This window comes from Methylobacterium aquaticum (assembly GCF_001043915.1).
GTDB lineage: Bacteria > Pseudomonadota > Alphaproteobacteria > Rhizobiales > Beijerinckiaceae > Methylobacterium > Methylobacterium aquaticum.
Genome location: NZ_LABX01000051.1, coordinates 26,061 through 39,442 on the forward strand (window position 1 = coordinate 26,061; position 13,382 = coordinate 39,442).

Consider the following 13,382-nt stretch of genomic DNA (forward strand, 5'->3'; position numbering starts at 1 on the left):
CGCTCAACGCCGTGAGCCGGGCGTAACGGCTTCATCCCGCAAAGCCAGATCCCGCCGCACCGCCTCAGCTCCCACCACCGTCCCGCCTGACGCCTCGATCGCCTGCCGCGCCGCCGCGACCCAGGCCCGGTTGCCCTGCGGGCTGCCCCACGGCGCATCCTCCAGCCCCACCCGCACATGGCCGCCCCGCGAGACCGCCGCCGGGACCAGCGGCAGGATGTCGACGCCGAGGCCCGCCACCATCCAGGGCGCGCCCGGCGCGCATTCGGCGAGCAGCGCCAGATGGGCATCGAGATAGCCCGGCCGCGGCGGAAAACCCCAGGCGAACTCGTCCGAGAACATGAAGCGGTAGACCGGCACCGGCGGGCGCGGCTCCAGGGCGGCGAGGGCGGCGCCCAGGCGGGTGAAGCCCGGCTCGTAGATGGCGTAGCCGGGGCGGATGCGGTGGGTGCGGGCGATGCGCAGGCCCTCGCGGATATCGGCCATCGGGTTCTGGTAGAGGAAGCCGCTGTCCTCGGCCGAGACCTCGTCGTAGCGCAGGAAGGTGGTCGAGCCCGGGTCGCACACCGCCCACTCGATCAGGCCGCGCCGGGCCAGCTCCTCGGTATGGGCGTAGCGGATCGCCGCGCTCGCGGCATAGTCCGAGCCGGCGAGCGGGATCGTCGGGTAGACGATCACGTCGGCCTTCGCCCGGATGCCCTCGATGATGCGGGCATAGGTCTCCCAGGCGTCGTTCTGGCGCCCGGTCTCGGGGTCGTAGGCGTGGACGTGGATGATTGCCGCCCCTTCCGCCACCGCGGCGAGCCCGTCCGCCACCACCTCGTCGACGGTGATCGGGATGCCGGGCTGGCGCTCGCGCCCCCACGGCCCGTTCAGGGCCGCCTCGATCCAGATCTCCGCCATCCGTGCCTCCCGTGTCGTTGCGGGCATCATGCGCCGGACGCCTGGCGCTGTCTTCCGGGTCGGCTCGGCTCTTGCACGCGGCTCTTGCAAGCGCTGATGCGCGACTGTCCCGGGAGGCTCCCATGCCGACGCACCACGAGATCCCCGCCACGCCCGACACGATGGTGCTGGGCTATTTCGACGCCGCGCTGCCGCCGGTGCTGACGGTGGAATCCGGCGACACCGTCACGCTGCATTCCCACCCGGCCGGCGGGCGGGCCTCGCTCCATCCCGATCCCGCCCGCCACCCGGCCGATTACCTCGCGGCCCTCGACGCGCTCTCGCCCGGCCTCGGCCCGCACTTCGTCACCGGGCCGGTCCATGTCCGCGGCGCGATGCCGGGCGACGTGCTCCAGGTTGACATCCTCGATCTGCAAGTCCGGATGGATTGGGGTTTCGTGGCGATCCTGCCGCTCCTCGGCACGCTCCCGGACGAGTTCACGGACTACGAGACCATCCACCCGGACATCGACGTCGGCCGCGGCGTCGCGGTGCTGCCCTGGGGCACGGAACTGCCGCTCGACCCGTTCTTCGGCATCCTCGCCACCGCCCCGCCGCCGGCCTGGGGGCGGGTGACCTCGCCGGTGCCGCGCCGCTTCGGCGGCAACATGGACAACAAGGAGCTGAAGGCCGGCACCACCCTCTACCTGCCGGTCTTCACCGAGGGCGCGGGGTTCTATGCCGGCGACGGCCACGGCGTGCAGGGCGACGGCGAGGTCTGCATCACGGCGCTCGAAACAGGCCTCACCGGCACGTTCCGGCTGACGATCCGCAAGGACCTGTCCTTCGACTGGCCCTTCGCCGAGACCCCGACCGACCTGATGGCGATCGGCCTGCACGAGAGCCTGGACGAGGCGATGCGCCAGGCGGTCCGCGAGATGATCCGCCACGTCTGTGCCCGCACCGGGCTCACCCGCAACCAGGCCTACATGCTGTGCTCGCTGGCCGGCAACCTGCGCATCACCCAGACGGTGGACGGCAACAAGGGCGTGCACATGCTGCTGCCGAAAAGCGCGCTTGCCGGAGTATCGTGAGCGCATGGACCTGCGCTTCGACGACCTCCCGCCCCGCGACCGCTACCGCCTGCTCACCGCTCTGGTGACCCCGCGGCCGATCGCCCTCGTGACCACCCGCTCGGGCACCGGCACCGACAATGCGGCGCCGATCAGCTTCTTCCAGGTCCTCGCCGAGGAACCGCCGATCGTGGCCCTCAGCTTCAACCTGCGCTCCGACGGGACCCTGAAGGACACGGCCGTCAACATCGCCGAGACGGGCGAGTTCGTGGTCAACCTCGTCGACGAGGGGCTGGTCGCAGGCATGACCATCTGCGCCGCCGAGTTCCCGCCCGGCGAGAGCGAGATCCCGGCTTCGGGGCTGACCCTTCTCCCCTGCACCGGCGTGGCGCCGGGGCGGATCGCCGAGGCGCCGGCGAGCCTCGGCTGCCGCACCCATACGGTGCTCGACCTCTCGCCCGAGCGCCGGATCGTGCTCGGGCAGGTCGTGTCGCTGCACGCCCGCGACGGCCTCTTCACCCCGGACGGGCGCCACCTGCGCGAAAACGCCTTCCTGCCGGTGGGCCGGCTCTACGGCGACCTCTACGTCCGCACCGGGGACCGCTTCGCGGTGCCCCGGGTCACGGTCGCGGAGGCGCGAGGCGGAATCACGCCCTGACCGCGTCCGGCACCCCGAACACCGCCAGCGTCGTCTCACCGGCCGACAGGCGCTTCTCCCAGCCGATCTCGGCGTGCGCCCGCTCCTCGGCCCGGGCGATCAGGCCCTCGGCGGCATCCCGCGGGATCACCACGACGCCGTCGTCGTCGCCGAGGATCAGATCGCGGGGATGGATGTTTGCGCCGCCGATCGTCGCCGGGGCGTCGACGGTGCCGCCCTCCTTCGAGGCCGGGCCGCGGGCGGTGACGTGGCGGGTGAACACCGCAAAATCGCTCCAGCCGCCGAGGATGCCGGTGTCGCGCACCGCCCCGTCGGCGACGAGGCCGACGATGCCCTTGCGCCGCGCCGCGGTCGACAGCAGGTCGCCGATCATCGCGACGTCGCTCCGCCCCCCGGCATCGATCACCACCACGTCGCCGGCCTGCGCCACCGCGATGGCGTGGTGGACGGCGCCGTAATCCTTCGGGTCGCAGACGGCGGTGACGGCGCTGCCGATGAGCGCCGGGCCCCCGGCGATGCGCCGCAGCGGCCGGATCGCCGGATCGACCTGGCTGCGGCCCTCCAGCAGATCGACCACCACCGCCACCGGCACGGCGGAAAAGCGCGCGATCAGCTCGGCGGAGAGGCGGGGCGGGGTCTCGGCGATGATGCGGGTCGGCATGGCGTTCCTCGATGAAGGGCCGTCTTCGCTTTGCGGCCGGTCTCCGATCTCTATAGGCTGTGCCGTAACGCGCCGACAGGCGCGAGGACGACATGGCTCCCCAAGGAAGGGGGCTCACGGGAGGATCGACATGGCGGAGGGCGGGAGCGCCCCGGGCTCGCGGCGGCTCGAGGGCAAGGTGGCGCTGCTGTTCGGCGCCGGCTCGGCGGGACCGGGCTGGGGCAACGGCAAGGCCGCGGCGGTGACCTTCGCGCGCCACGGCGCCCGGGTGGTCTGCGTCGACCTGCGGCGCGACGCGGCGGAGGAAACCGCCGAGATCATCCGCCGCGAGGACGGCGCCGCCACGGCCGCCGCCTGCGACGCCACCAACTCGGAGGCGGTCGCGGCCCTCGTCGCCGAGGTCATGGCCGCGCAAGGGCGCATCGACGTGCTGCACAACAACGTCGGCTACGCGCAGATGGGCGGCCCGGTCGAATTGAGCGAGGCCGACTGGCACCGCACCCTCGACCTCAACCTGACCACCTGCTTCCTCGCCTGCAAGCACGTGCTGCCGCACATGCTGGCGCAGCGCGCCGGCAGCATCATCAACATCTCGTCGGCAGCGGCGATCCGCTATACCGGCTATCCGTATGCCGCCTACTACGCGGCCAAGGCCGCGGTGAACAACTTCACCTTAGGCTTGGCGCTGCAATACGCGAAGGACGGCATCCGGGCGAACGCGATCATGCCCGGTTTGATGAACACGCCGCTGATCCACCAGCAGATCTCCGGCCAGTACCGGGACCCGGACGAGATGGTGCGGGCCCGCGACGCCGCCTGCCCGATGGGCCGGATGGGCACCGCCTGGGACGTCGCCAACGCCGCCCTGTTCCTCGCCTCCGACGAGGCCGCCTACATCACCGGCGTGGCGCTCCCCGTCGATGGCGGCCTGACCGGGAGGATCGCGTGACGCTTCAAGCCGCCTCCGACCTGCTCTGGCGCCACTGGCGGGAGGGACGGCTGCTCGCCGCCCTGCCGCCGGACCTCGCGCCCGCCGACCGCGCCACCGCCTACCGGATCCAGGCCCTGCTGGAGCCGCGCAGCGCTGAACCCCTCTATGGCTGGAAGATCGCCGCGACGAGTCTCGCCGGCCAGCGCCATATCGGTGCCGACGGGCCGCTCGCCGGGCGGCTGCTCGCCGAGCAGGTGCTGTCGGCGGAGGATGTGGTGCCTCTCGCCGGCAACCAGATGCGGGTGGCCGAGCCCGAGGTGGCGTTCCGCATCGGCGCCGACCTGCCGCCTCGCCCTCAGCCCTACACGGTCGACGAGGTGATGGCGGCGGTGGAGACGGCCCATCCGGCGATCGAGTTTCCGGATTCGCGCCTCGACGCCTTCGAGAGGGCAGGGGAGGCGGCCCTGATCGCCGACAATGCCTGCGCCCACCTCTTCGTCCTCGGCCCCCCGGCGCCGGAGGGCTGGCGTAGCCTCGACCTCGCCGCCATGCCGACCCGGATCGCCGCGGATGGCCGCGAGCCCTACCACGGCCGCGGCGGCAATGCCCTCGACGACCCGCGGCTCGCGCTCACCTGGCTCGCCAACGCGCTGTCGGGGCAGGGGATCACCCTGCGCCGGGGGCAGGTCGTGACCACCGGCACCACCACGGTGCCGCTGCCGATCCAGGCGGGAGACGTGGTGCGGGCGGAACTGGGGGACCTCGGCGAACTGACGGTGCGGGTCGGCGCGTAGCCTCGTCCTCCAGAAGCGACGGCCGGCTTCGCGATCGGGAGCCGTGGACAGCGAACGGCCCGCCATCCCGCCTCGGAACCTCACCATATAGCGAAGGGGCGGATCGGGCTGTCCCCTCCGCTCCCTTCGCCTGCAATCGCCTTGACAGGAGTGGCTGCCGCTCAGGCCGCCTTCACCCCTTCCAGGAACACCGCCACCTCACGCTCCAATTCGCCAGCATAGCGCCCGAGCCGATCCGCCGCACCGAGCACCTCCGCAGCGGCCGCCCCCGTGCTGCCGGCCTCGCGCTGCACCGCCACGATGCCGGTCGTCACGGCTTGCGTGCCTTGCGCTGCGTGCTGGACGTTGCGGGCGATCTCCTGGGTCGCCGTGCCCTGCTGGTCGACGGCGCCGGCCACGCCCTCGGCGATCTCCGACATCCGCTCGATCACCCCCGAAATGTCCTGGATCGCCTGCACGACCCCGCCGGTCGTCTCCTGGATGTGGCCGATCTGCTGGGCGATCTCGGCGGTGGCCCGGCTGGTCTGGTTTGCCAGTTCCTTCACCTCGGCGGCGACGACCGCAAAGCCCCGGCCGGCCTCGCCGGCCCGGGCCGCCTCGATCGTGGCGTTGAGCGCCAGCAGGTTGGTCTGGCCGGCGATCGAGGAGATCAGCGCCACGATGTCGCCGATCTGATCGGCGGATTTCACCAGGCGCCGCACCGTCTCGTCGGTCCGGCGCGCCTGATCGACGGCGTCGCGGGCGATGTCCGAGGATTGCGCCACCTGGGCGGCGATGCCGCCGATCGAGACCGACAGTTCCTCGCTCGCCGCCGCCACCATCTGGACGTTGGCGAGCGTCTGCTCGGCGGCACCCGCCACCTCGGCCGAGCGGCCGTTGGTGGTCTCGGCGGCCTGGGTCATGGTCCGGGCGGTCGCCTCCATGCCGGCGGCGGCTTCCCCTAAGGTCTCGGTCATCGCCACCACGTTGGCCTCGAAGGCGCGGGTCACGGCTTCGAGGCGCGCGGCCCGTTCCGCCTTGGCGGCGGCTTCCGCCGCGGCGGTCCGGTCGGCCTCGTCCTTGGCGACCAGCGCCTCGCGGAACACCCGCACGGTGCCCGCCATGGCGCCGATCTCGTCGCGGCGTCCCTGGGCCGGAACCGCGGTATCAAGGTCGCCGCCGGCGAGCGCCCGCATGGCGCCCGAGAGCTGGTCGATCGGCCGGGTGATGCCGCGCCCGATCAGGAGGGCCAGGGCCGCCCCGATGGCGCAGGCGAGCGCCACGCCGCCGGCGAGCAGCCACAGGGCCCGGTCGCGCTCGGCGGCGAGCTGGGACAATTCGCCCGCGCCAATCCCCTGCGCGGCCGAGACCAGCTCGCCCGAGCGCCGGTCGAGATCGGCGAGGATCGTGGCCTGGGCCGCATTCGCCTTCACGATCTCCGGAATGCTGTCCTTGAACCCCTGGACCTTCTGGCTCAGGTCGCGCAGCACGGCCTGGGCCGCGGCGTCGATGTCACCGTAGAGGATCGTCTCCGCCAGGGTGATGAGGGCGGCGGCGGTCGCGTCGAGCGCCTTGGCGGCGTCGGCGTCCCGCGTCAGGATCACGCGCTGCTCGAGCATCTGCGCCTCCTTGGCGGCGGAAATCGCCTTGCCGCTGGCGATGAGCAGGCTCGTCGCCGAGGCGACCTTGTCCTGCTGCTCGCGCAGCGTGACCTGGGCGGCGGTCTGGGCGTTGTTCTGCGCCTGCTCGACCTGCCGCAGGCCGACGATCAGGCCCCCGAACAGCGGCGCCAGATCCTCCGACCGCTCCGCTTTCCCGCCCGGCCCGATGGGCATGTCGAGTTTGGCGCGGTATCCCTCCAGCGCCGTCAGGGCCGGCGCGACGGCGTCGAGCGAGGTCATGGCGCCGACACGGCGCAGCAGCACCGCGACCGAATTGATCTTCGATTGCAGTTCGAGCGCCCCGTCATCGCCCTCGCCCGAGAGATAGCCGACCTGGAGAACCTGCATTTCGAGGGCTGAGCGGATCGCGAAGGCGACCACGACGGCGGTGCTGGTGGCGGTCTTCTGGTCGGCCAGCGCCTTGTCGAGGGCCTTGCCGGCCTCGGCGAGCTGGCGCTCCTGGGCCGTGCCGATGCCGGCCACCGTCGTCTGCAACTCGGCGATCAGGGCGGCGTGGCGGTCCTGGAGGTTCCGCGTCGTCGCCTTCTGCGGGCCGAAGGCTTTCACGGCCGCCTCGAACCCGTCGATGGCGCTGACGATGGCGGTGGCGGCCGCGGCGGCCTGCGGGTCGTCCGCGAGACGGCCCGAGAAGGCACCGGAGCTCGCCCGCACCCGGCCGATCGCCGCCTTCAACGCATCGTCGCGGCGCGCATCGTCGCTCTTGAGGGCGCGGTCGGTGGCGAGGGCCAGATCCCCGATCTCGCCCGCGAGCAGCTGCGCGGCGTTGGCCGTATCGACCCGCCGCGCGAAGCCCGTCAGGCTGTGCCACCCGATCGCCGCGACCGCGACCGTCAGCAGGAGGATGAGACCGAACCCCCCGAACACGCGCGCCCTGATCGACATGTCTTTGGTCTCCTTAACGCGGGCACAATGGCAGGGATGTCTGAAGCAATTCCTACTATAATGATGCAACCCGAGATTGTTTTAGCAGATTTTTGCTTTGTCTCCCCTTGTCCCAGGGTCAGGGAATCAGCCGGCTGGTGCGCAGGCGCGTGAACAGGTCGGTGAAGGCGTCCTCGGTGGGCTGGTAATCGAGGAAGCCGAGGCGGCGGCTCTTGCTCATATCGGTCACGACCTCGATCGGACGGCCGAGATCGGCATCGGTATGCCAGGGTGAGGCGAGGCGGTTCAGGTCCGGCTCGGCAAGGCCGTGCGTCTTCGCGATCCCGGCCCAGAGCGGGGCGTCCCCGGCCATCTGCGCCTCGAGCGGCTGCACCGTCCCGTCGAAGGGTGCGGGCTCGATCCCGAACCAGGCGGCCAGCCGCCCCCACATCCAGCTCCAGCGGAAGACGTCGCCGTTGACCACGTTGAAGTCCTGGTTTGCCGCCTGCGGAACGGTGGAGGCCCACAGCAGGTGGCGCGCCAGCAGCCGGGCGTCCGTCATGTCGGTGAGCCCGTTCCACTGCATGGCCGAGCCGGGGAAGCGGAACGGCCGGCCGGTCTCGCGGCAGAGGGTGGCGTAGACCGCGAGCGTGGTGCCCATGTTCATCGCGTTGCCGACCGCCTTGCCGATGATGGTGTGCGGGCGATGCACGCTCCACGAAAATCCGTCCCGCCGGGCCGCCGCGAACACCGCGTCCTCCTGGGCGTAATAGAAGTTCTCGATCTCCAGCCGTCCCTGCTCCTCGCGGAACGGGGTCTGCGGCACGGTGCCCTTCCCGTAGGCTTCGAACGGCCCGAGATAGTGCTTCAGCCCCGTCACCAGCGCGACGTGGCGCACGCTGCCGGCCGGTTGCACGGCGTCGAGGAGGTTGCGCACCATCGCGCCGTTGACCCGGATCATCTCGGCCTCGGTCGGGCGACGCATCCAGGTCGAGAGCACCACCCGGGTCGGCCGGTGCGGCGCGAGGGCCGCCTTGAGCCCCTCCGCATCCTGAAGGTCGGCGGCGACCGGCACGACCCCGGCTTGCGCCGGCGGGGTGCGGGCGAGCCCCAGCACCGTCCAGCCGGCCTCGCCCATCACCGCCGCCGCGGCGCTGCCGACGATCCCGCTCGCTCCGACGATCAGCACGGTCTCCGTCATGGTCGGTCCCCTTGTTCGCTCCTGGTCCCCGGGACAACGCCGGCGGGCGCGCGAGGTCCCGACGATCAGGGGAGCCTATGCCGGAGGGCCGCCGCAACGGCATAGCGTGCTCGCCCTAAGCGGACTTGCGTGGGCAGGCCAACGTCTTATCCGCTTAGATTGTTGTTTTATCGCCGATTTTCGTCGCGAAACCGGCAACCACTTTTGCGAACTCTGCTTAGGTCGTCAGGCAAGCGGAGCCGGCGGCGGGGATCCGCGTTGCTCAACGCGGCAGCGGGGCCGACGATGCGCCCGGGCATGCCCGTGGAGGCGCTCGTGGGTCAGCTCGCGACGGTGGACGAGGATCCGTCATCGAAGGCGGTGGCCCGGGAGCCGGACCGGCGGTTGAAGCCGGCCCTGATCCTCGGCGCCCTCGGGGTCGTCTACGGTGATATCGGCACGAGCCCGCTCTACGCCTTCAAGGAGGCGGTGCGGGCGGCCGGCCACGGCCAGGCCGAGCCGGCGGCGGTGATCGGCGCGGTGTCGCTGATCCTGTGGGCGCTCATCGTCGTGGTGTCGCTCAAATACGCGGTGCTGATCCTGCGGGCCGACAATCACGGCGAGGGCGGCATCGTGGCGATGCTGGCGCTCCTCGGCGCCCGCCATGCCGAGCCGCGCAGCTGGGCCGGTCTCCTCCTCGTGGTCGGGCTGATCGGCGCCGCGCTCCTCTACGGCGACGGGGCGATCACGCCGGCGATCTCGGTGCTCAGCGCCGTCGAGGGCCTGAAGGTCGAGGCGCCCGGCCTCGCCCGGGCCGTGGTGCCGATCACCCTGGTGATCCTGGTCGGGCTTTTTCTGATCCAGAGCCGGGGGGCGGCCTTCATCGGGCGAATCTTCGGCCCGGTGATGCTGGTGTGGTTCGTGGTCATCGCCTTGCTGGGCTTAGGCGGCATCCTGCAAGCGCCGCAGATCCTCGCGGCGCTCAATCCCCTGAGGGCAGTCGACTTCCTGACCCATGCGGGCTTCGCCGTCAGCTTCGCGATGCTCGGCGCGGCCTTCCTGGCGGTGACCGGCGGCGAGGCGATGTATGCCGATCTCGGCCATTTCGGTGCCCGGCCGATCCGGCTCGCCTGGTTCGGCCTGGTGCTGCCGGCGCTCGTCGTCAACTATTTCGGGCAAGGAGCCGTGCTGCTCGCCGAGCCCAACGCGATCGAGAACCCGTTCTACCATCTTGCCCCCGGCTGGGCACATTACCCGCTGATCGGGCTCGCCACGCTCGCCACCGTCATCGCCTCGCAGGCGATCATCTCGGGCGTGTTCTCGCTGACCCAGCAGGCGATCCAGCTCGGCTTCCTGCCCTTCATCCGCATCGTCCACACGGCGCGCGACGCTCAAGGCCAGATCTACGTGCCGGCGGTGAACTGGCTTTTGGCCATCGCCACCTTGAGCGCCGTGCTGATCTTCGAGACCTCGGACGCGCTGGCCGGCGCCTATGGCATCGCGGTCTCGCTGCTGATGGCGATCACGACGCTGCTCGCGGCGCTCATCGCCCGGCGCTGGGGTTTCAACCCGATCCTCGTCTTCCTGGTCAACGGTGCCTTCCTGACGATCGACCTCGTGTTCCTGGCCGCCAACAGCGTGAAGGTGCTCGAGGGCGGCTGGTATCCGCTGGTGCTCACCGCGATCGTCGCCGTGACGATGCTGACCTGGCTCCAGGGCACGCGCCTGGTCGAGGCCAACCGGGCCGGCGCCCGCCAGGACGAGGGCGCCTTCCTGGCCGCCTTGCGCGACCATCCGCCGATCCGCCTGCCGGGGGCGGGGGCGTTCCTGTCCGCGGCCACCAAGGGCATCCCGGTCCACATGACCCGGCTCCTGGAGCGCAGCCATGCCCTGCCGGCCCGCTGCACCATCGTCACCGCCCTCTACGAGGAGCGGCCGGCGGTGGCGGCGACCGACCGGGCCGAGGTGACCCGGATCGCCCCCGACCTCTACCGCGTGACGCTCCGCTACGGCTTCATGGAGGAGGCGTCGATCCCCGACGGCCTGGCCTGCGCGGTCGCCCATTGCGGGTTGCCAGCCGATTTCGTCGACGACGTCACAGTCTTCGTCGGCCACGCGACGATCATCCCGAAGCGCAACGGCCAGGGCATGGCGGCGTGGCGCGAGGCCCTGTTCGCCTTCCTGATGCGCAACGGCGAGCGCACCGGCGCCTTCTTCTGCGTGCCGACCCGGCAGGTGATGGAGGTCGGGACGGAGATCGAGATCTGAGGCGGGATCGCGGTCACGCCCTCCCGCTCGCGGGCCGTTCCCCCAGCCTCGCGCCAAGGCGCAGCAGGTAGCCATCCGGATCCTGCACCAGGAACTGGCGCTGCCCGACCTCGATGGGGCCGGCCCGGTACCAGGCATCCTCGACCGTCATGAAGAGCGGCCATCCGGCCGCGTCCAGTCGCTCCAGGACCGGCTCCACCGCCGCGACCTCGATCTGGAGGTTGATGCCTCGTCCCAGCGGCCGCTCCATCGGGCCGGTCAGCCAGTGCCGGGCGGACGGGTTGTACTGGTCCAGCATCACCTGCGCCCCGTCGCGATCGAGATAGGCGAAGCCGTTCTCCGGCCGGTCGTAGGCGATGCGGAAGCCGATCAGATCGACCCAGAAGCGCAAGCTCGTGGCGAGATCGGCGACCACGAGTTCGGGGACCAGTTTCGCGCGCTTCAGTGAGTCCGTCATGCTCGCCTCCGATCCCGGGCCCGCTTCCGGTTGACCTCATGCCGCCGATCCCCGACGGTTCCCGCAACGGCGCCCACGACGCGCGCCGAAGGAAACGCGGTGGCGGCCTGGCCGCCCCGGGGAGGGGACATGAGCCTGTACCACACGCTCGCCGCGCGGGCGCAAGCCGGCAATCCTGTCAGGATCGGGGTGATCGGGGCCGGCAAGTTCGGCTCGATGTTCCTGTCGCAGGCGCCGCGCACGCCGGGGCTGCACGTCGTCGGCATCGCCGATCTCGACCCGCAGCGGGCGCGTGCCGCGCTCGACCGGGTCGGCTGGCCGGCGGAACGCTATGAGGCCAAGAGCGTCGCCGAGGCGATGCGCCAGGGCACCACCGTCCTCACCGACGACGCCGAGGGCCTGATCGCCGCGGACGGGATCGAGGTGATCGTCGAGGCGACGGGGCACCCGGGCGCCGGCATCCGCCACGCGCTCGCCTGCTGCCGCCACCGCCGCCACATCGTGATGGTCAATGTCGAGGCCGACGCGCTGGCGGGGCCCCTGATCGCCCGCCGGGCGGCGGAGGCCGGGATCGTCTATTCCTTCGCCTATGGCGACCAGCCGGCACTCATCGCCGAGATCGTCGACTGGGCCCGCACGGCGGGCTTCCGGGTGGTCTGCGCCGGCAAGGGCACCAAGTACCTCCCGGTCTACCACGCCTCGACCCCCGACACGGTCTGGGGCCATTACGGCTTCTCGCCGGAGCAGGTCGCCGGCGGCGACTTCAACCCGCAGATGTTCAACTCCTTCCTCGACGGCACCAAGTCGGCGCTGGAGATGGCGGCGGTGGCCAATGCCTGCGACCTGACCCCGCCACCCGCCGGCCTCGCCTTCCCGGCTTGCGGCGTCGACGACCTGCCGACCCTGCTGAAGCCCCGATCGGCCGGCGGCATCCTGCCGGTGGACGGCACCGTCGAGGTGGTGTCGTCGCTCGAGCGCGACGGCCGTCCCGTCTTCCGCGACCTGCGCTGGGGCGTCTACGCCACCTTCGAGGCGCCGTCCGACTACGTCCGCAAGTGCTTTGCCGAGTACGGCCTGAAGACCGACCCGAGCGGGCGCTACAGCGCGATGTACAAGCCCTATCACCTGATCGGGCTCGAACTCGGCCTGTCGGTCGCCAGCATCGCGGTGCGGGGCGAGCCGACCGGCACCACACGGGGCTTCTCCGGCGACGTGGTGGCGACCGCCAAGCGCGACCTGAAGGCCGGCGAGCGCCTGGACGGGGAGGGGGGCTACACCGTCTATGGCCGGCTGATGCCGGCGAGCGACTCGCTCAAGGCCGGCGGCCTGCCGATCGGGCTCGCCCACGGCCTCACCCTCACCCGGCCTGTCGCCGCCGGAACGCCGGTTTCCTGGGACGACGTCTCGTACTCGGCCGACGATCCGGCGATCCGTTTCCGGCGGGAGATGGAAGAGGCGTTTCGGGCGGAGGTGGGATAGGCGCCGGGCGCCCTGACCCTCCACCATTGCGGGGGAGAGTTCAGCCGGGCGTGCCTAAATCTGAAATTCCGGATCCACCGGCACCTGCATTCCGGTGACCAGCGCGTTGGTGGTGTTCGCCATCCCGATCACCGCCAGCAACTCGCCGTGCTGCGCTTCGGTCATGCCCTTGGCGCGCGCCGCGGCGGTGTGGGAGTGGATGCAGTAGCTGCACCCGTTGGCGGTCGAGACCGCGATGTAGATCAGCTCCTTGGTCAGCGGGTCGAGGACGCCGTCGGCGGCCATCACCTGCTTCAGGTCGGCCCAGGTCCGCTCCAGAACCGTCGGCTGGTTGGCGAGCGCGCGCCAGAAATTGTTGATGAAGTCCGAGCGGCGCACCGCCCGGATGTCGTCGAACACCGCCTTGACGCGGGGATCGGCATCCGCCTCCGCGTCGGTCCAGAGCCTCACGGTCGCCATGGTCAGCCTCCTCGTGTC

Annotated in this window: 12 protein-coding genes; 6 read left to right on the forward strand and 6 right to left on the reverse strand. The window is 71.3% G+C overall.

Going from position 1 to position 13,382, the window contains the following annotated elements; all coding sequences use genetic code 11:
* Positions 1-3 precede the first annotated feature (3 nt).
* Positions 4-903 carry a beta-keto acid cleavage family enzyme gene (locus VP06_RS07300; protein ID WP_048463163.1) on the reverse strand — a complete coding sequence of 300 codons (900 nt, stop codon included), beginning with the start codon at positions 901-903 and terminating at the stop codon, positions 4-6.
* Between the two features lie 122 nt (positions 904-1,025).
* On the opposite strand from VP06_RS07300, the gene VP06_RS07305 reads away from it, so the two are divergent.
* Together VP06_RS07305 and VP06_RS07310 are read left to right on the forward strand one after the other, a co-directional pair.
* Positions 1,026-1,976, forward strand: coding sequence for an acetamidase/formamidase family protein (locus tag VP06_RS07305; protein ID WP_048463164.1), 951 nt, complete (start codon positions 1,026-1,028; stop codon positions 1,974-1,976).
* 4 nt (positions 1,977-1,980) lie between these two features.
* Entirely contained in the window at positions 1,981-2,613 is a 633-nt protein-coding gene (locus tag VP06_RS07310) for a flavin reductase family protein (RefSeq protein ID WP_048463165.1), read from the forward strand.
* Here VP06_RS07310 and VP06_RS07315 read toward each other — a convergent pair.
* Positions 2,603-3,274: an RraA family protein gene (locus tag VP06_RS07315; protein ID WP_048463166.1), complete on the reverse strand. Its 672-nt coding sequence runs from the start codon at positions 3,272-3,274 to the stop codon at positions 2,603-2,605. The genes VP06_RS07310 and VP06_RS07315 overlap by 11 nt on opposite strands.
* Before the next feature lie 130 nt (positions 3,275-3,404).
* Here VP06_RS07315 and VP06_RS07320 point away from each other — a divergent pair, with 130 nt between their 5' ends.
* Together VP06_RS07320 and VP06_RS07325 are read left to right on the forward strand one after the other, a co-directional pair.
* A complete protein-coding gene (locus VP06_RS07320; RefSeq protein ID WP_048463167.1) occupies positions 3,405-4,223 on the forward strand; it encodes an SDR family NAD(P)-dependent oxidoreductase in 819 nt (272 codons plus the stop codon).
* On the forward strand, positions 4,220-4,999 hold the full coding sequence (locus VP06_RS07325; RefSeq protein ID WP_048463168.1) for a 2-keto-4-pentenoate hydratase: 780 nt from the start codon (positions 4,220-4,222) through the stop codon (positions 4,997-4,999). The genes VP06_RS07320 and VP06_RS07325 overlap by 4 nt, the downstream gene beginning before the upstream one ends.
* A gap of 161 nt (positions 5,000-5,160) precedes the next feature.
* Here the strand turns inward: VP06_RS07325 and VP06_RS07330 are convergent, their stop codons facing one another.
* A complete protein-coding gene (locus VP06_RS07330) occupies positions 5,161-7,542 on the reverse strand; it encodes a methyl-accepting chemotaxis protein (RefSeq protein WP_053081582.1) in 2,382 nt (793 codons plus the stop codon).
* A gap of 118 nt (positions 7,543-7,660) precedes the next feature.
* Positions 7,661-8,722 (reverse strand): SDR family oxidoreductase, encoded by a 1,062-nt coding sequence (locus VP06_RS07335; protein ID WP_048463169.1) that lies wholly within the window; start codon positions 8,720-8,722, stop codon positions 7,661-7,663.
* Between the two features lie 297 nt (positions 8,723-9,019).
* Here VP06_RS07335 and VP06_RS07340 point away from each other — a divergent pair, with 297 nt between their 5' ends.
* A complete protein-coding gene (locus VP06_RS07340; RefSeq protein ID WP_082167241.1) occupies positions 9,020-10,969 on the forward strand; it encodes a potassium transporter Kup in 1,950 nt (649 codons plus the stop codon).
* A 13-nt stretch (positions 10,970-10,982) separates the two neighbouring features.
* Here the strand turns inward: VP06_RS07340 and VP06_RS07345 are convergent, their stop codons facing one another.
* Positions 10,983-11,426 (reverse strand): bleomycin resistance protein, encoded by a 444-nt coding sequence (locus VP06_RS07345; protein WP_048463170.1) that lies wholly within the window; start codon positions 11,424-11,426, stop codon positions 10,983-10,985.
* 129 nt (positions 11,427-11,555) lie between these two features.
* Here VP06_RS07345 and VP06_RS07350 point away from each other — a divergent pair, with 129 nt between their 5' ends.
* The gene (locus tag VP06_RS07350) at positions 11,556-12,905 is read left to right on the forward strand and encodes an NAD(P)H-dependent oxidoreductase (protein WP_048463171.1); all 1,350 of its coding nucleotides are present in this window, start codon (positions 11,556-11,558) and stop codon (positions 12,903-12,905) included.
* A gap of 54 nt (positions 12,906-12,959) precedes the next feature.
* Here the strand turns inward: VP06_RS07350 and VP06_RS07355 are convergent, their stop codons facing one another.
* A complete protein-coding gene (locus VP06_RS07355; protein WP_048463172.1) occupies positions 12,960-13,364 on the reverse strand; it encodes a carboxymuconolactone decarboxylase family protein in 405 nt (134 codons plus the stop codon).
* Positions 13,365-13,382: the final 18 nt, after the last annotated feature.

Excerpts from the sequence above, each read along its gene's own strand:
- VP06_RS07300 (WP_048463163.1), bottom strand. The coding sequence starts at position 903 with ATGGCGGAGATCTGGATCGAGGCGGCCCTGAACGGGCCGTGGGGGCGC.
- VP06_RS07305 (WP_048463164.1), top strand. The coding sequence starts at position 1,026 with ATGCCGACGCACCACGAGATCCCCGCCACGCCCGACACGATGGTGCTG.
- VP06_RS07310 (WP_048463165.1), top strand. The coding sequence starts at position 1,981 with ATGGACCTGCGCTTCGACGACCTCCCGCCCCGCGACCGCTACCGCCTG.
- VP06_RS07315 (WP_048463166.1), bottom strand. The coding sequence starts at position 3,274 with ATGCCGACCCGCATCATCGCCGAGACCCCGCCCCGCCTCTCCGCCGAG.
- VP06_RS07320 (WP_048463167.1), top strand. The coding sequence starts at position 3,405 with ATGGCGGAGGGCGGGAGCGCCCCGGGCTCGCGGCGGCTCGAGGGCAAG.
- VP06_RS07330 (WP_053081582.1), bottom strand. The coding sequence starts at position 7,542 with ATGTCGATCAGGGCGCGCGTGTTCGGGGGGTTCGGTCTCATCCTCCTG.
- VP06_RS07335 (WP_048463169.1), bottom strand. The coding sequence starts at position 8,722 with ATGACGGAGACCGTGCTGATCGTCGGAGCGAGCGGGATCGTCGGCAGC.
- VP06_RS07340 (WP_082167241.1), top strand. The coding sequence starts at position 9,020 with ATGCCCGTGGAGGCGCTCGTGGGTCAGCTCGCGACGGTGGACGAGGAT.
- VP06_RS07345 (WP_048463170.1), bottom strand. The coding sequence starts at position 11,426 with ATGACGGACTCACTGAAGCGCGCGAAACTGGTCCCCGAACTCGTGGTC.
- VP06_RS07350 (WP_048463171.1), top strand. The coding sequence starts at position 11,556 with ATGAGCCTGTACCACACGCTCGCCGCGCGGGCGCAAGCCGGCAATCCT.
- VP06_RS07355 (WP_048463172.1), bottom strand. The coding sequence starts at position 13,364 with ATGGCGACCGTGAGGCTCTGGACCGACGCGGAGGCGGATGCCGATCCC.